The following is a 17481-nucleotide window of genomic DNA, read 5'->3' as shown; positions in this document are numbered from 1 at the left end:
CCAGAATGAGTGACCTCACCGTTGTCGATCTCGATGTCATGTTGAACGGTGCCCATATCGTTCAGGGCATCTCGTTCGGCGTCCCACAAGGGCGTTCGATCGCCATTCTCGGTCCCAATGGTGCGGGCAAGACCACATTGGTTCGCGCTCTCATGGGGCTGGGCGCCAGCGTCTCGACGGGGCGCATCATGATCGGCGCGGCCGACCTCATAGACCGGCCGGCCTGGGAACGGGTCGACAATGGCATCGCCTATGTGCCGCAATCGCGGCGCATTTTTCCATCTCTGACGGTCGACGAACATCTCACTGTGGCGATGCGGAACGGTCTTGAAGGGCACAGCTGGAGCCGCGAGGCAATTTTCCAGCTATTTCCCAATTTAGAGGTACGGCGGGCGGTGCGCGGCGGGTTATCGGGTGGCGAGCAGCAGATGCTGGCTATCGCTCGCGCTCTGGTCAGCAATCCGCGTCTCATCATTCTTGACGAGCCGACGGAAGGCTTGTCGCCGGCTATGGTGCGCCGGGTGATGGATGTGTTGCAGGAGCTGAAGCGCAGGGGGATCGGCATCCTTCTGGTCGAGCAAGATCATCGCTTTGCGGCTGAGATCGCCGATGAAATTTATGTCTTGCAGGCGGGGCGAATCGTGTTCCACGGTAAGGCTGCGGACGAAGCGGAAATCAAGCGGGCCGTCGAGGCCACCTTTGGTTTTGGAGATAGGATCAAGACGGAAACATGAGCAAGAGTTCGAAACGGGCGGACCGGGCAGAGGTGGATGCGAAGATCGAAGCCCAAACCCCGAGCGGCGCTGCCTATACCGCGTTAATGTTCGAAATATTCCGGATCAACAGTCGCATCAACATTTGGGGGGATCGCTTCTCGGCCGGCAGCGGTCTCACCGGTGCGCGCTGGCGTGTGCTGGGATCGATCTTGCCGGCGCCAAAATCGGTGCCGCAGATCGCGCGGGAGCGGGGCCTGGCGCGTCAATCAGTGCAGCAGATCGCCAATTCTCTGGTCGGCGACGGACTGGCCAAGTTCAAAGACAATGAGCGGCACAAGAGTTCGAAATTGTTGGCGCCAACAGCCCTCGGCCGCAAAACTATTCTGCAACTCAACGCCCGTTACGCTGCCTTCTCCAATGTGATTGCCCATGATTGCACGGCCGCCGAACTGAAGGCAGCGATGAAGCTTTTGGAGAAACTGTCGGAGCGGCTTGATATCGAGGATTTCTGATTCAAACCAGCATCGAGCCATTAACACCGACATAAGCGTCAAAAATGGCGTCTCGCGATAGAGGCCACGGAGGAATTGAGCCATGCCAAATATCGACGTACCGCGCTTTTCAATGGCTGAGCGCGATCGTCGCTGGGCCCGCGTTCGCGAGCTGATGGCCCGTGATGGCATGGATGTGATTGTCGCGACACCGCATACGGGGCATCACGATCATTTCTCGGCCTATTCGCGTTATCTGACGGGGCTTGGTGGCTATTCTTTGGAGGTCGGTGCGGTGTTTCCCCTTGACGGCACGGTCACGGCGATCGTGGTCCCCGACGTGGCCCCACGGAAGTGGCACGCGCAACAGGATTGGGTCACCGATATTCGAAGCCACGGGCGCGCCTTTGGCGATGGAATTATCACCCGTCTAAAGGAATTGGGGCTCGACCGTTCCCGCATTGGCTTGGCAGGGCTTACGGGTGTGCCGCGTTTCGCGGACGGTCTCGTGACGCACGCTTTCTACGAGAAACTGCGCCAGGCCTTTCCAAATGCCGTGCTCTGTGACTGTACGCGTCTTCTCGATGTTGCCCGTTACACAAAGGGCCCCGAAGAAATAGAGTTCCTCCGCGGCGGCGTTGTCCAAGCGGAGGCGGCGATTGCTGCGCTGCAGGCGACGGCCCGACCTGGCATAAGCGAGAATGAAGTCTATGCTGCGATGCTGGCTGCTATGGTCGCGCGTGGCAGCGAAGTTCCGGCGATGATCATGTGGTCGGCGGGGAGGCCTGAGGCGCTTGTCTCGGCTGGTCTGCCTACAGCACGGCGCTTTGAGCCAGGCGATTTCATTCGCGTCGAGGTCGAAAGCCGCTACGCCGGCTATTGCGGGCAGGTCACGCAGATGGCGGTGTTGGGGCAAATCCCTCCCGGCTACAACGATCTGTGGCAGCTGCAACAGGAGGCGGTCGCACTTTGCAGCGAATGGGCGAAGCCAGGCATTACTCTTGGTGAATTGGCGACGCGCACGGAGGCGATCGCGAAAAATACGCCTTGTCGCATTCGTTTCCTGATGCATGGGCGCGGCCTCGGCGACGATGCACCGATCTATGTCTTTTCCGCTGCCGACGAGATCAAACGGTGGGTTCTGGAGGAGAACGCATCCTTTATCATTAAACCTATGGTGATCCGTGATGGCTACGCCGATGTTGTCTGGGGTGATTCCGTGATGATTACTCTAGCGGGTGCTCAGCGGCTGGGAACGATCGAGCCCACCATTCTCGAACTCTCCTGAACCGGATTTTCTGGTCGTTCCATGCCGTGGCATAGTATGTCAGCGCTCGCGGAGCCTGATGCTACTAGGCTGCGGCTGCGTAGATATCTATGACCTCTCCCAGCATTCGGAGCGCCGCCTCCTTGGGGCGTTGGAACGAATTGCGGCCAATGATAGAGCCAAACCCGCCTCCAGAATGGATAGCGCGAATTTCATCGAGCAATTTGTCATCATCAAAGATGGCGGCTCCCCCGGAGAAGATGACGATACGGCGGCCTGCGAAAGCACAATCGACCACATGACGAACCCGCTCAGCCAGGGTTGCGATCGGAATGCGCCGTTCGTTATAGACCTTTCGAGCTGCTTCCTGCTCGATGTGCGCCGTTGGTAGCTTTACCTTGATGATATGCGCCCCGAGTTGAGCTGCGATCTGGACGGCATAACCAACTACGTCGATCGCTGTTTCCCCCTCCTGGTTCAGGCCCGACCCGCGCGGATATGACCAGACGACAACCACGAGCCCGTTGCGCTTCGCTTCCTCGGCGGACGCACGAAGCTGCTCGTACATCTCAAGCTCGTGTACCGATCCTGGATAGATGGTGTATCCGATAGCGCTGCAACCAAGACGAAGCGCGTCTTGCACACTTCCCGTCAGGGCCTGGTTTGGATCTTTTTCATCCCGCAGGCTGTCATTGTTGTTCGCTTTGAGAATGAGCGGGATTTCTCCCGCAAAATCTCGCGCTCCCGCCTCCAGAAAACCGAGCGGGGCCGCATAGGCATTGCAGCCGGCTTCGATCGCGAGTTCGAAATGATAACGCGGATCGTAAGCCGGCGGATTGGGCGCGAACGAACGTGCCGGCCCGTGTTCGAACCCCTGATCGACCGGTAGAATGACCAGCTTCCCGGTGCCCGCCAGCCGGCCGTGGTTCAACAGTTTCGCGAGGTTTGTCAGCGTCCCGGGATTGTCTGCACCATACCAGCCCAGGATTTCCTTTACGCGCGGTCTCATCATCTTCCTCCTGTCGGGCCCGTAGATCGGCCCCATGTGACATCGGCTTCGTTAATCCGCGCCGCAGGCAGCCTGTTGGATCGCAGCAGACCTCCCGGGATCAAGTATCTACCGAGCGGAGGACAAATTTCCGCAGCGCCTTGGCAAAACCTTCGTCCTCGTTGCTGTCGGTGACCGCATTCGCCTGTGCCTTAACATCGTCGCTTGAGTTTCCCATAGCGATGGAAAATCCGCTCTTGCGAAACATGAGAACGTCATTAGGCATGTCCCCGATCGTGGCGATATGCTCGGGAGGAATGTCCAGAAATTTAGAAAGGTTTGTCACGACCGCACCTTTGTTGGCTTGCGGATGGGTGACGTCGAGATAGTACGGCTGCGAGCGTGTCGCACTAACTTCACCGTCGAGTACGCTCTGCGCCAGCTTCTCGCAGGCTGCGACCCGGCCAAGATCATCAGAAACCCCAACGATCTTCACCGCATCCGCTAAATCCGAATCGGTGAAGGCGGACACGATCCTAGCATTGAACTTGACCGTCCAGGTTTCCCGCGCAACATGCGGCGCATTCTGGTCGCGGATCAGCCAATCTGTTTTCGTATAAACCCATGCATCTAGTCCCTGATCGAGAAAGAGTTTCAGAGTCTGTTTTGCTGCAGTGGGATCAAGCGTGTGGCTGTCGATGACCGAGAAGTCAGGTTTGACAAAGATGCCGCCATTGAAGCCGGCTATAGGAGTTCGCAGCGCCAACGGATCGATCAACATTGCCATTCCGCGCGGCGGCCTGCCGCTGGTGATGGCAAACACGATGCCTGCGGATTGAAGGTCCTTCACGGCCATCACCGCCTCGGAGGTCAGCACTTTCTCCGGGGTAAGAAGAGTGCCGTCAACATCGGCGAGGACAAGCGCAATTTTCGCCGCAGCGCGAGCAGAGTCTGTCATACGTTTATTCCTCCACCGGCTCCCACCGAAGCGTCGGAACGATGGCCCCCGAGGACGAATCTCTCGATCGCATTGGCAAATCCATCGTCACCATTGCTATTGGTCACAAAATCCGCAGCCCGCTGCACCGCCGGTGCAGCATTTCCCATGGCAATACTCAGACCACTCCTTTCAAACATCGTGACGTCATTGCTACCGTCACCAATGACGGCGATTTCCGCCAGCGGAATGGCTGACAGCTTCGCGAATTCCGATAGCGCCGCACCCTTGTTCGCTAGCAGGTGTGTAATGTCGAGGTAGTAAGTCTGCGAACGCACGACAGAGACTTGGCCGGCGAGCAGGGCTGAGACATCAGCCTCACATTTTGTAAGGAGCGCGGAATCCCTGCTGACACCGACGATCTTCGACGCGGAATTAAGCGCGGATCCAAAATCGTCGACGACTGTCGGTCGGAAGCCAACGGTACGTTGCTCGAGCGCGGCATAGGGCTCCTCAGGATCGCGCAGCAGCCAATCCCGATCACTAAAAACCCATACCTGCGCGCCGAGCATATCGAGCTGTTCGACCGCACGATGGGCGACGTCGGGGGGCAGCGGATGCTCCACGATTATCCTAAGATCTGGGTCCGTCAACATCCCACCATTGAACCCGATCAACGGCGTCTTAATTTTGAGAGGCTCGACAAGCATGAACAGGCCGCGTGGTGGCCGGGCGCTGATGACGCCAAATATGACGCCGCTGGCATGTAGCTTTGCAACGGCTGACCGGGCACGCGTTGTCAAAGTCTTATCGTCGGCCACCAGCGTTCCATCGACGTCCGACACAACGGCGGAAATTTTAGGCGAGGGAGTTCGCTTATGCGTTATCATGAAGAGCTTCCTGCGTCAGTTCCATCGATGTTTCGCCAGTGACGGTTATCGCTCTTCAAAAGCGCGTCCGCTTCGCTCGGTCCAGAGCTTCCTGCGGGATAGGTCGGTAACACTGTCATGCGGTCTGCGGCCCATGCATCAAGAACTGGCTGCACGATGCGCCAAGTTTCCTCCACCATGTCTGCCCGCATAAATAAAGTGGGATCGCCGATCATCACGTCATAGATCAACGTTTCGTATCCAACATTTGGCTCCTCGGGGAACCAGTCGGTATATCGAAAGTCCATTTTAACAGCAGCAAGGTCAACCACTGGGCCGGGACGTTTGATCTCAAGTTGTAGGGAAATCCCTTCGTTTGGGGAAATGGTCAGGATCAGCCAATTGGGCCGCAAAGAGCCGACGGGTGTATCCTTGAATGACGCGTAAGGCGCCTGCTTGAAGCAGATTGCGATCTCCGTAAGGCGTTGCGACAGGTGCTTGCCGGTACGGATATAAAAAGGCACTCCGGCCCATCGCCAGTTGTCGATCTCAAGCGCCATGGCGATGTAGGTTTCCACCTTCGAATCCGAAGCCACATCAGGCTCTTGCCGATAGGCTTTTACTTCCTTGCCCAGTATTGTGCCGGCGCCATACTGGCCGCGCACAGCGCATTGCGGCCGAGCGACAGGCATTGAGGCCAGTACCTCCGCCTTCTTGTTGCGAATAGCGGCAGCACCGAATCCGGTCGGTGGGTCCATGGCCACCATTGAAATCAGAGAAAACACGTGGTTCGGGACCATGTCGCGCAGTGCACCGGTCGCCTCGTAGAACGTGCCGCGCTCCTCCACGCCAACGGTCTCAGCCACAGTGATCTGCACATGATCGATCCGATCACGATTCCAGATCGGCTCAAACAACCCATTGGCGAAACGGAAGGCCATAATACTCTGGACCGTTTCCTTTCCAAGAAAGTGATCGATCCGGAAGATCTGGTCTTCGCTCAGTGTGCGCTTGATGCGCTCATTCAATTCGCGCGCTGAGTCTAGGCTATGACCGAACGGTTTCTCGATCACGACGCGTCGCCAGAACTTGCGCTTATCGGTTTGATGCTCATCTTGATTGGTGAGCTTCGCTTTGCCGAGCTGGTCTACCACCGTGCCGAAGAGCCTATCGGCAACCGCGAGATAGAAGACGACATTGGCCGCCGTGCCGTGCACCTTTTCGGCTTCGTCAAGGCTGCCGCGAAGTGTCTCGTACAATTCAGGCTTGGTCAGGTCGCCCTGGACATAGGACATCTTGTCGGAAAGTTGCTTCCACGCAACCTCGTCAATGTGATCAACATTGAACTCCGTCGCCATATTGCCGACAAAGCTTTTCAGCGTGTCGTAAAGATGATGCCTCCAGCTTTCGACGGTTCCTGCCGACCGAGCTACACCGATCAGCGCAAACTTTTCCGGCAGCAGCTTGGTGCGGGCGAGATTATAAAGCGCTGGTATGACGAGCCGCTTGGTCAGATCACCAGTAGCGCCGAAAATCACCATGGCACAGGGATCAGCTTGGCTGAGCTGGCGTTGCGGTGGAGACGCTGTCACCGGCGGGGCCGGACCTGAACGGTTGCCTGGCATGCGCTACTCCGCTGCCTCTTGCGCGGATGCTCGTCGTTGCGACTTCTTGGCTTTCGCCAAGGGGTGGATAGGACCGTTGCCTTCAATGTGACCGCCGAAGCTCGAAGCGCGTGACCGAGCACATTTTTCGGCGTAAATTCAAATTTTAGCAGGAGATCCTCGATCGGCCTCGATCGACATATGTCGTCCCTGTACCGACAGTTGAACTTACGCCTACGCCTTAAAGTTCCGGCCCAGGCGACGGAAATATGATAAACATTGGGGCGTCTGCAGTAGCAGACTCGGAAACTACTTAGATCCGGCTATCGTGCTGTTTAACCAACTCCCGAATCCGACTGGGTTTGCCTGTAAAGAAGTTTAGTTTCCAAGCCTGCGATAGGGAACATCTTGGCGATAAGATAAGCGCGATTTGAGTATCCGGATTCGATCGCAGTCCTCCCTTTAATCAGCATGTGGGAGGCCTTGCTGGATTTGCGACGTCAAAGACGCCGGTCTTCAGTGGCCGTGAACGGGTAGCTTCGAGAAGGATTGCGCGCATGGCGTTCAGGGTTCAGGTTGGCCCAGACCAGATCGCGATCCATCAGGGGCACACGGTTTTGGTGACCGAGCCCGACGGCCAGATCAACTGGCCCAGCAAACGCGGTCTATATTTCCGCGATACGAGGGTCATCAGTGCTTGGGCGATCTATGCCAACGGCGAACCGTGGGACTTGCTGAACGGCGGCGCCGTTGCTCCCCACGCGGCGCGGATATTCCTGACCAACGGCGCGTTCGTAACCGAAGGTGGCCCGATCGCGGCGCGTACACTGGGCTTGGTGATCGGCCGTCATATCGATGGCGGACTGCATGAAGACCTCGACATCACCAACAACAGTCAGCAGCCAGTACGTTTCAACCTGGAGATCGCGATCCGCGCTGATTTCGCTGACATTTTCGAGGTGAAGGGTGAGGACATCGTTCGGCGAGGCCGCATCACCACCGCGTGGTCAGCCAAGCGGGAGATACTCCGTATCACCTATCGCAATAAGGATTTTTGTCGGGAAGTGATCATCCGCACGAGCGAGGGAGTGGGCAAGCCGACGGTGAACGCCAACGGGCGTCTGAGTTTCGATATCGCGCTGAAGCCCGGGCAAGCCTGGCATCGTTGCCTCATTTATGGCCTAGTGGACGGCTCGAAACTTATTCGGGGCCCGAAGGAATGCCATCACGGACCATCGGACCATGCCGACAAGATGGACGAATGGCAGCGTACGGTTTTGAAAATTACCTCCAGCAATGAGGAGTTCTATCGCTGCTATAGTCAGGGTATACAGGATATGGCGGCCTTGCGGCTTCCGTTGCAGGGTACGGATCATATGGTGTTTGTACCGGCCGCCGGATTGCCGTGGTTCCTGGCGTTGTTTGGCCGCGATACCCTTATCGTCTCTTTGCAGACGATGATCGTCTATCCGGAGTTCGCGGCCGGAGCACTGGAAGTCCTGGGGCGATATCAGGCGACACAGCGCGACGACTACCGCGACGCCGAGCCCGGGAAAATATTGCACGAGCTGCGTTATGGCGAGCTGGCACATTTCAAGTTGATCCCACACACCCCTTACTACGGCACCGCAGATGCGACGCCTCTATATCTTGTAGCGCTGCACGCTGCCTGGCGCGCCACCGGCGATGCCGCGCTCATAAAACGCCAACTGCCCAACGCCGAGGCCTGCCTTACCTGGATCGACAAATACGGCGATCGAGACGGCGACGGTTTCCAAGAATACCAGACGCGATCGACCGCTGGCTATGAGAACATGTCGTGGAAGGATTCTGGAGATGCCGTCATGTATGCCGACGGCTCGCTGGTCCGCGGGCCCAAAGCGTTATGCGAATTACAGGGCTATGTTTATGACGCGTGGCTGCGGATGGCCGAGATCTACGACGAACTGGGGAACAGACGACGCGCCAATGCGCTGCGAAAAAAAGCGGCGGCGCTGTTCAAGAAGTTCAACGATGACTTCTGGGATGAGAAAACGGGCTTCTATGCCTATGCATTGGATGGTGACAAGAAAAAGGTTCTATCGGTGACCTCCAATGTCGGCCACTGCCTGTGGTCAGGCATCATCGCGCCGGAACGTGCAGCCATCGTGGTCAAGCGGCTGATGCAAAAAGATATGTGGAGCGGCTGGGGCATTCGAACGCTGTCGGCGAATCATCCTTCGTTCAATCCGTACAATTACCAAACCGGGGCGGTTTGGCCGCATGACAATTCGCTGATAGCATTCGGCATGCGCCGTTACGGCTTTGCGGCGGAGGCGGCAAAGGTGGCACGCGATATCAGCGGAGCCGCGCGCTATTTCCTGCTGAACCAATTGCCGGAGCTATATGCCGGTTTACAACGCGACCCCACAAATTTTCCGGTGCAGTATCTTGGTGCCAACGTGCCACAGGCCTGGGCCGCCGGATCTCCATTCATGCTATTGCAGGCAATGTTGGGTCTCGAGCAGGACGCACCGCGGGGCAAATTATATGTCGATCCCGCGCTGCCTGACTGGCTGCTGGACATAACATTGACTGACCTGAGACTGGGAAAGAAAAGCTTCGATATCCGCTTCTGGCGGGACGGCAAAGACACGCTTTTCAAGGTGCTTAAGGGAAATCGAGAGGTCGTGGAACGTCGGGCTGTGTGTGCTCACCAGAACGCAACCAGCATTTCCACCCAGTCGTCTCGTAAGGACGTGCAAACTTAGAAGCGACAGCGTTGTTACAGACTGGAGTATAAGCAGCATAAGCGCTACATTCTTGCTCTCGGCAGTCTAAGAAATTTATTCTGATCGCGTACTTGCTGGACAGTCGATTAGAACTCAACTTGCATGTGGTTGCGCTATCGCCCGCTCATAGACGACCGCGCCGCCGACTACGGTCATGTCGGCAAGGATATGACCAATCCGATCTTCGGGACAGGTGAGGAGATTCTCGGAGAGCACGGCGAAGTCGGCGAGCTTGCCGACTTCCAGCGTGCCGCGTTCGTCTTCCTCGAACGTGAGATAGGCACCGCCTGCCGTCGCGCAGTGAAGGGCTTCACGACGGCTGATCGCCTGGTCGGCAGCCACGATAGCGCCGCTGCGTTCGCGCCGTGAGATGCAGTGGCCGATCGAGGCGAATAGGGTCGGAGGAACGTTGTCGCTGCCGAGAGATACGGGAACGCCCGCATCGATTAGGGCTCGCAGTGGCACGATCTCGCTTTCGCGTGCCTGGCCCAGTGTCGCCTTCTGCTGCAAACCCTGCTTGTAGAGAAAAGCGCTGGTGTGCGTGGTGATGACAAGGCCAAGATCCTTGATCAGGCGAATGTCGTCCGCGTCCAAGCTCATGATATGGCCGAGGACCCAGCGTTGCCCGGCAATGGGAGCGATTTTGTCAACCTCAGCGAAAAGGCGCAAGTTGCTGGGCCAGATGCCGGTGACGCGAATGCCGGCGCGCGCCGCTTCGACGAGCAACGGCTGCAGGATCGTTTCCGGCAAGGCCGAGCAGTGAAAGCCCGCCCAGCCGGTCTGCGGGAAAGCGGCGGCGCGCAACTTTTGCTCAGGTGAGTCGTCCGCCTCGCAGAACATGCCCTGCACGCGCAGCCATTCGTCACCGAGGCCTCGCCCGGCGAGCCACTGGCCCCACGATTTCAGAACATCAACGCAATCGGCCAGATTTGAGGAGCGCCAGGCCGGACTGAACATCAAACCGGCGCGGACAGTCAACGCATTGCTGGCACGCAGATGTTTGTAGGTGGCGATAACATCCGTCGACGCACCGTGGCCTTCAAATACACCGGTCGTACCGAAGCTATTGTAGATGCGCATCGACTCCCGCAGTCCCGCAATGCGTTGATCACGCGTAAAATTCGGGGCGCTGCGCATCAGCGTATGTTCAACCACCGGCATCTTGTTCCATTCATAGAAGATGCCGTCCGGTTCACTGGTCGAGGGATCTACACCGATCTGGACGCTTTCCACCGGCGCCTTGCTGTCGCGGGTAATGCCGGCCAATTTCAGGGCGGCGCTGTTGGCGACGGACACCAGCGGCAGGGACGGGCGCCAATAACCCCAGATGGAGCGGATGTAGACTGGATTATCAGGAGCAGCGCGGTCGAGGTCCCAGCGGTTCGGATAGCGTTTCTCGGCAAGCGTACCCGGCAAGTTGTCGAAGGTGGGCGGTAGGCCGAGCGGATTGGTGACGATCCACTCGCCCGGCTGTCTGGTTGCTGCAAGTGCCGCGATCTTATCCACCACCTGTTCAACACTGGTCGCATCGGCGAGCGGTGGCAGGATGCTCTTCATGCCTTCGCGATCCATATGGGCATGGCCATCGATGAGACCGGCGATCACCGTGCGATTTTTGAGATCGATCACCCGGGCGTTTGCCGCCATGGCTTGCCGGATCTCCGCGACCGAGCCAATGGCGGCGATCCGCGATCCACGCGTTAACAGCGCGCGCGCTTGTCCATTGGGCAGAATGATATTGCCGTCGAGGAAAGCGGCTTCGGAGGCGGAATGGCGAATGGCGTCGGACATGTCTCACTCAGTCAGGTTGGCTTGTATCAGGTGAGCAAACTTATGGGAGCGCGGCGCACGTTCGCCAAGCCCAAAACGCAGAAAGACGGTCTGGCGCTGTCCACAAGGCGGATCGCGACATTAGTCGGCGAAAAAGCCGGATGCCTTGGCGCTGTCGTGCCAGCGATCGAGTTCGCGAAGATCATACTCCTGCAATTCCCTCGACGTGCTGCTGACTGGGATGATATCCATCTTTTGGATGCGATCTTTCACAATGGGATCATCCAGTGCGGCCTGAGCTGCTCGGCTCAGGCTTTCACTAAGCTCGCGGCTCATGCCTCCTGGACCGTAGAAGGCAACCCCGCCCGTCGCCTGTAGCTCCGGATAGCCGAGTTCCGTCATCGTCGGCACGTCGGGCATGAGGATGGAGCGTTCCTTGCTAAACGTTGCCAGAACGCGGAGCGTGCCAGCTTTATGCTGTTGGCTCAGATCACCGAGCGCCAGCACGGCCGAAGGCACGGCATCGCTCAACAGCGCATTGACGGCATCGGCAGCGCCTTTGAACCAGACATGTTGCAGGGGTACGCCGAGTACGCTGGCCATCTGCACGCCGAGCAGATGTTGCGGGCTGCCGCTCGACGGCGAGCCGTAGAAGGCGGCTTTCGGGTTGGCTTTTGCGGCATCGATAAAATCCCGCACCGTCTTGATGGAGGAATTGGCGGGTACGGCGAAGCCGAAGTCCCAGGTCACCAGCTTCGAGATCGGCGTCAGATCTTTGAAGGGGTCGTAGCCGAGATTTTTGAAGACGTGCGGATAGAGATGAACAATGGCGCCGGGCGTGACCAAGAGGGCACTGCCATCGGGCGGGGACGATTTGACGGCCTGTACGGCAATACGTGCCGATGCGCCTGGCCGATTTTCGACGATTACACTCTTGCCCAGGCTCGCCTGCAGTTTATCGGCGAGCAACCGGGCCAGCACGTCGACCGATCCGCCAGCGGGAAGGCCGACGAAGAGGCGTACGGTTTGCTGTTGAGCATTTGCCGGACTTGCGATGATGTGCAGGAGAAATGCAGCCGCGAGGGCCGTATGCCGAAGTGATAAGCACATTCATGTCTCCCTCTGAAGTTTTCTACGATACTTTATTACACTCCCCAGACTGGACGCAGAAGCGATACCAGTCCGGAGAGGCCGATGCCGACTATTTTTGCTCCTCGTGCGCCGTTTCGCGCAACAACATCAGGCAGACGAGGCTGATGGCTGCAACGATCGCGACGTAGAGCGACACCGACCATGTCTGATTGTTGCTCATGCTGTAGAGCGCCACCGCCAGGGTCGGGGCGAGGCCGCCGCCAAGCACCGCGCCGAGCTGATAGCCCAGTGACGCGCCGCTGTAGCGAACCTGCGTGCCGAAATGCTCGCAGAAGAAGGCGCCGATCGGTCCGAACATGATGGCGGACACGACATAAGCCATGCAAATCGCGACATAGACCGCCGTCGGCGTACCGATATCGAGAATACGGAAGAAGATGAAAGCGTAGGCCGCGATCGCTACCGCTCCGACCATCAGCACCGGTTTGCGGCCGACCTTGTCTGAGATGGCGGCGAACAGCAGCACCGACAGCATTTGCAGCACCGCGCCGGCCATTGATGCATTCAAAATCAGGCTGCGCGGCAGCTTCAACTGTTGCGTCGCATAAGTGAGTGTGAAAGTGAAAACAAGATAGATGAAGGTATTGTAGCCGAGATTGGTGCCTGCCGTGAGCAGGATGGCCTTCGGATAGTTGCGGATCGCATCGAGAATGGGAACGCGTAAGACCGCATTGCGCTTGCGCAATTCATCGAACGATGGCGACTCCGCGATGCGCAGGCGAATATATAGACCGACTGGAATCAAGATCGCGCTGATGAGGAAAGGCACGCGCCAGCCCCAATCGCGGAAAGCCTGCGGATCGAGGCCACCCAGCGCCGCAAAAGCCAGGAGTGCGAGAAGGCTTCCCAGACCAATGCCCAGCATGGCCCAGCTACCGTAAAAGCCGCGCCGGTTCGGCGGCGCATGTTCGACCGCCATCAACACCGCGCCGGCCCATTCTCCGCCCGCCGAAAAGCCCTGGATCAGCCGCAGGAGCACAAGCGCGATCGGTGCCCAGATGCCGATCTGTTCATAAGTTGGCAAGCAGCCGATGAGGAACGTGGCGCCACCCATCAACACCAGCGTCAGCACCAGCATGCGTTTGCGGCCGATGCGATCGCCGAAATGGCCGATGATGATGCCGCCCAGTGGTCGCACGATGAAGCCTGTGCCGAAGGCGGCGAAAGCGAGCAGGGTGCCGGTCAGCGGGTCCTGCGCCGGAAAGAACAATTGGTTGAAGATCAACGCCGCGGCGATGCCGAAGGCAAGGTAATCATAATATTCGATGGCCGTGCCGATGCACGAGGCCAATGCGACCCGAAACATGTTGGATGTTCGTGGTGCGGCCGCGGCCGTGGTGTTCACTTGCGTCATGATGTGCTCCCCCGAGATGATGCTGGCCGCGCCCGGCGCCCGTGGCCGATGCGGTGCAGGCGGCGCCCGCAGCAGTGCCTCTCGGGCAAGGTTGGGCATCAGGACTCTTCTGTCGGCGCCCGGCCTCTTGGGGCCGTTTGCCGCTGGCTTTCCCGGCCATTCATGGGCCGGTCCCCTCCGTTGCGTCCGTTGACGTCCCCCTTGCCGTTCGGTCTGGTGCCGACGGCCGAAACTTTCTGTTGCCAATCCCCTCCCGCATCTAACATTATATGTTAGACATTAGACATATGCCTTGCCGTCCGAGTCAAGCCTGTTCAGTGGTTCCCGATACAGGGATTACAAATGGTACGAACTGCGGGAGGCGGGTATGAACCATTCGGGCGGCCATCCGGCCGCATGCCGAGCCAGATAGTGAAGCCTCCATGCCATCAAGCCCACTCCTGAAGAACATCGAAGTGATCCGTCAGGGGCGCAAATCGGAATCCGTCGTCCAGCAGATGCGCGATGCGATCAACCGCGGCGATCTCGGTCCTGGCGCGAAATTGCCGTCCGAGCCGCGACTGGCGGAGAGCTTCGGCGTCTCTCGTACGGTTATCCGCGAGGCCGTCAGGGTGCTGGAGACCCGTGGTTATCTGGAAGTTCGTCGCGGCTCGGCTGGTGGCACCTTCGTTTCCGAGCGCGTGCCAGATGAATTCCGGCCATCGCGGAACAGCGTCGCTCTGCCGGTGACGGACGATGGTCAGTTGCTTGAAGTGCGCCTCAGCATCGAGCCCGGGTTGATGCGGACGGTTGCCTGCCGCTCGCCGCGCGATCTGCTTGATCTACGCACGGCCCTGTCCCATTCGGCCAATCCGAACTTAACCCCGGCGCGGGCGATCAACGCGCTCACAGACTTCCACATCACGCTCGCTCATCTCGCCGCCAATCCACTGTTCGGCTATTTCCTGGCGGAGTTAGTCCGGCCGATCCGGACCTCGATCAGTCCGCGTGTCCAGGATCGTGCCTGGGTCATCGAATGCCATGCCCAGCACGAAGCGATTGCGCGCGCGGTGGAGGAGGGCGACAGCGAACGTGCGGTGGAGCTGATGAAGGCCCATCTGCTTTTCGAACATGGTGCCGATAGCTGATGGCTGCGGCCCGATTCTACTGCGCCGATCCGGATGTCGCAGTGCTACAGGCGCAATTGCAGCGCCTCGTGGCGCGCTCGCCTTTCTATGCGCAGAAGCTCAAGGGCGTAGCCGTCGCGAAACTCGATCATATGCGCGACATTGCCGATCTGCCGATGATGGTCCTGTCGGAAATCCGCCTGAGCCAGACGCAGGCGCCGCCGCTCGGCCACCATGCCGTTGCCGATCTGAAAGATGTGCGCTTCATTCATTCATCGTCGGGCACGACCGCGCCGCCGCACTATGTCGGCATCACGGCGCGCGACTGGGAAAGCTGGGTGGCGACGGCGCAGGAATGCTTCTCCATCAATGGCGTGGGCGAGGGCGATGTCGTGCTCGACGCGCTCGGCTTCGGCATGTTCACTGGCGGCTTGCCGATCGCGGCTGGGTTTCAGCGGCTCGGGGCGACAGTGGTGCCCGCCGGCCCGGTCGATCCGCAACACCTGTTGCGCATCGCCAACGACACGCGCATCAACTTCATGATCTGCACGCCGTCCTATATCGATCACTTGACCGATTATCTCGGCGCGGACGGGCTGAACATCCCGACCTTGCGCGGCATTCTGCTCGGCGCCGAGCCGGGCGGCAGCATTCCGGAATTGCGCCGCGTCATTGAGCGCGTCACTGGCGTTCCGGCGGTCGAGGGTCTTGGCAATGCCGATCTCCTGCCGGTTTACGGTGCGCGCTGCGGCCTGTCGGAAGGCAATCATCTGGTGGCGACCAACGGCCTGCTGCTCGAATTGGTCGATCCGTTGACGGGGCGTGTTCTGCCTTTTGAAGATGGTATCGAAGGAGAACTGGTGGCCACCCACCTGACACGCGAATGCACGCCTGTGGTGCGGCTGCGCACCGGCGACATCGTGCGCGCCCATCTGTCGGCCTGTCCGTGCGGGCGCACGACGCCGCGCCTGACTTGCCTCGGCCGCATCGATGATGCGATCGTCATCGAAGATCGCCGCATCCTGCCTTCGCAGGTGCAGGCCGTGGTTGCTGCGTTCAATCCCGAAACGACCTTGGCGTTCGAAATTGTCCACCGGCAGAACGATGACCGTCTGCATCTGCGCGCCGAATACGGTCTCGACGTCAGCGATGTCGCTCACCTCGAGCGGCGTTTGGCCTTGGCTTTCGCTGAACGGCTGCAGGTTCCGAGCGAGATTACTCTGCTGCCGCCCCATACGCTGCCACGCTACGAGATGAAGTCGCGGCGGCTTTGGCGCGCCTGACCATCCTCACCTACCAATGAGAAGCGCATGACAAAGACGATGCAGGCTGTCGAAATCACGCAACCGGGCGGTCCCGACGTGCTGCGGATGACGACGCGGCCGGTGCCGACGATAGCGGCCGACGACGTGCTCGTGCGCGTGGCGGCTGCCGGCGTCAATCGGCCGGACGTGGCGCAGCGCAGCGGTGTCTATCCGCCACCGCCCGGCGCGAGCGACATTCCCGGCCTTGAAATCGCCGGCCGCATCGAACAGGTCGGCGGGGCCGTATCGGGTTGGAAGGTCGGCGATGAAGTCTGCGCCTTGGTCACAGGCGGCGGTTACGCTGAATATTGCGCGGTGCCAGCTGGTCAATGCTTGCCGGTGCCAAAGGGTCTCAGCCTGATCGAAGCGGCATCCTTGCCGGAAACCTTCTTCACCGTGTGGAGCAATGTGTTCGATCGCGGTCGGTTGACGGCCGGCGAAACCTTGCTGATCCAAGGCGGTTCTTCGGGCATCGGCGTTACCGCCATTCAGATGGCGAAAGCGCTGGGCAGCCGCGTCATCACCACTGCGGGTAGCGACGACAAATGCCGCGCCTGCCAGGACTTCGGCGCCGACGTGACGATCAATTACAAGACGCAGGATTTCGTCAAAGTGGTGAAACAGGCGACCGAAGGCAAGGGCGCCGACGTCATTCTCGACATGGTCGGTGGCGATTATCTGAAGCGCGAAATCGCCTGCGTGGCCTTGGAAGGCCGTATCGTGCTGATCGCTTTCCTCGGGGGTTCGCAGGCGCCGATCGACATCATGCCGCTGATGCTTAAGCGTGCCTGGATCACCGGTTCGACGTTGCGGGCTCGCCCCGTTGCCTTCAAGGCGGCGATCGCGACGACGCTGCGCGCCAAGATCTGGCCGTTGATCGAAGCGGGGCGGATCAAGTCGGCCGTTCACCAAGTCTTCACGCTGGAAGAGGCGGCTGAGGCGCACGCGCTGATGGAAACCTCGACGCATATCGGCAAGATCGTTCTCACCGTGCCATAAGGACAAGGGGCGCGGTGCTGGCGTTTCAGGTTAGCACTGTGCCGCAGCTATTTATGGCATATACGGTTGTCCCGCATTTGCGCTTTTTGCCCGCTTGACAGTGTCCTTCCATGGGGTTGTTCCTCAGAATCGCGGGACACCCCCTCCCTGAGG

14 protein-coding genes are annotated in these 17481 nt (G+C 59.1%); 7 read left to right on the top strand and 7 right to left on the bottom strand.

The window, feature by feature from the left end; all coding sequences use genetic code 11:
• The first annotated feature begins 5 nt into the window (after positions 1 to 5).
• From BLW50_RS28475 to BLW50_RS28465, 3 genes are all read left to right on the top strand, one after another.
• Positions 6 to 734, top strand: coding sequence for an ABC transporter ATP-binding protein (locus BLW50_RS28475; RefSeq protein ID WP_090710142.1), 729 nt, complete (start codon positions 6 to 8; stop codon positions 732 to 734).
• Positions 731 to 1228 carry a MarR family winged helix-turn-helix transcriptional regulator gene (locus BLW50_RS28470; RefSeq protein WP_090710140.1) on the top strand — a complete coding sequence of 166 codons (498 nt, stop codon included), beginning with the start codon at positions 731 to 733 and terminating at the stop codon, positions 1226 to 1228. Before BLW50_RS28475 ends, BLW50_RS28470 begins: the two co-directional genes overlap by 4 nt.
• Positions 1229 to 1310: 82 nt before the next feature.
• Entirely contained in the window at positions 1311 to 2495 is a 1185-nt protein-coding gene (locus BLW50_RS28465) for a M24 family metallopeptidase (protein ID WP_090710138.1), read from the top strand.
• 64 nt (positions 2496 to 2559) lie between these two features.
• Here the strand turns inward: BLW50_RS28465 and BLW50_RS28460 are convergent, their stop codons facing one another.
• From BLW50_RS28460 to zwf, 4 genes are all read right to left on the bottom strand, one after another.
• Positions 2560 to 3486, bottom strand: a complete 927-nt coding sequence (locus BLW50_RS28460) for a class I fructose-bisphosphate aldolase (RefSeq protein WP_210186177.1) — start codon at positions 3484 to 3486, stop codon at positions 2560 to 2562.
• A gap of 97 nt (positions 3487 to 3583) precedes the next feature.
• Positions 3584 to 4420, bottom strand: coding sequence for a Cof-type HAD-IIB family hydrolase (locus BLW50_RS28455; protein WP_090710135.1), 837 nt, complete (start codon positions 4418 to 4420; stop codon positions 3584 to 3586).
• Positions 4417 to 5289 carry a Cof-type HAD-IIB family hydrolase gene (locus BLW50_RS28450; protein WP_090710133.1) on the bottom strand — a complete coding sequence of 291 codons (873 nt, stop codon included), beginning with the start codon at positions 5287 to 5289 and terminating at the stop codon, positions 4417 to 4419. The genes BLW50_RS28455 and BLW50_RS28450 overlap by 4 nt, the downstream gene beginning before the upstream one ends.
• Entirely contained in the window at positions 5286 to 6893 is a 1608-nt protein-coding gene (gene zwf / locus BLW50_RS28445; RefSeq protein ID WP_090710131.1) for a glucose-6-phosphate dehydrogenase, read from the bottom strand. The genes BLW50_RS28450 and zwf overlap by 4 nt, the downstream gene beginning before the upstream one ends.
• 536 nt (positions 6894 to 7429) lie before the next feature.
• On the opposite strand from zwf, the gene BLW50_RS28440 reads away from it, so the two are divergent.
• On the top strand, positions 7430 to 9622 hold the full coding sequence (locus BLW50_RS28440) for an amylo-alpha-1,6-glucosidase (RefSeq protein ID WP_090710129.1): 2193 nt from the start codon (positions 7430 to 7432) through the stop codon (positions 9620 to 9622).
• Positions 9623 to 9736: 114 nt separating this feature from the next.
• Here the strand turns inward: BLW50_RS28440 and BLW50_RS28435 are convergent, their stop codons facing one another.
• The 3 genes from BLW50_RS28435 to BLW50_RS28425 form a co-directional block, all read right to left on the bottom strand.
• Positions 9737 to 11434 carry an amidohydrolase gene (locus BLW50_RS28435; protein WP_090710127.1) on the bottom strand — a complete coding sequence of 566 codons (1698 nt, stop codon included), beginning with the start codon at positions 11432 to 11434 and terminating at the stop codon, positions 9737 to 9739.
• A 120-nt stretch (positions 11435 to 11554) separates the two neighbouring features.
• Complete coding sequence (locus BLW50_RS28430) at positions 11555 to 12523, bottom strand: Bug family tripartite tricarboxylate transporter substrate binding protein (RefSeq protein ID WP_090710125.1); 969 nt, start codon at positions 12521 to 12523, stop codon at positions 11555 to 11557.
• Positions 12524 to 12614: 91 nt separating this feature from the next.
• The gene (locus BLW50_RS28425) at positions 12615 to 14018 is read right to left on the bottom strand and encodes an MFS transporter (protein WP_244544510.1); all 1404 of its coding nucleotides are present in this window, start codon (positions 14016 to 14018) and stop codon (positions 12615 to 12617) included.
• A 323-nt stretch (positions 14019 to 14341) separates the two neighbouring features.
• Here BLW50_RS28425 and BLW50_RS28420 point away from each other — a divergent pair, with 323 nt between their 5' ends.
• Genes BLW50_RS28420 through BLW50_RS28410 form a run of 3 tightly spaced genes read left to right on the top strand, consistent with a single transcriptional unit; the run spans position 14342 to position 17328 of the window.
• Positions 14342 to 15046: a FadR/GntR family transcriptional regulator gene (locus BLW50_RS28420; RefSeq protein ID WP_090710121.1), complete on the top strand. Its 705-nt coding sequence runs from the start codon at positions 14342 to 14344 to the stop codon at positions 15044 to 15046.
• Positions 15046 to 16308, top strand: coding sequence for a phenylacetate--CoA ligase family protein (locus BLW50_RS28415; RefSeq protein WP_090710118.1), 1263 nt, complete (start codon positions 15046 to 15048; stop codon positions 16306 to 16308). The genes BLW50_RS28420 and BLW50_RS28415 overlap by 1 nt, the downstream gene beginning before the upstream one ends.
• A 27-nt stretch (positions 16309 to 16335) precedes the next feature.
• Entirely contained in the window at positions 16336 to 17328 is a 993-nt protein-coding gene (locus BLW50_RS28410) for an NAD(P)H-quinone oxidoreductase (RefSeq protein WP_210186176.1), read from the top strand.
• The last annotated feature ends 153 nt before the right edge of the window (positions 17329 to 17481 follow it).

Source organism: Beijerinckia sp. 28-YEA-48 (assembly GCF_900104955.1).
In the GTDB taxonomy this organism is placed as follows: Bacteria; Pseudomonadota; Alphaproteobacteria; order Rhizobiales; family Beijerinckiaceae; genus Terripilifer.
Note: the sequence above shows the minus strand (reverse complement) of the source record. Positions and strands in the feature narration are given on the sequence as shown.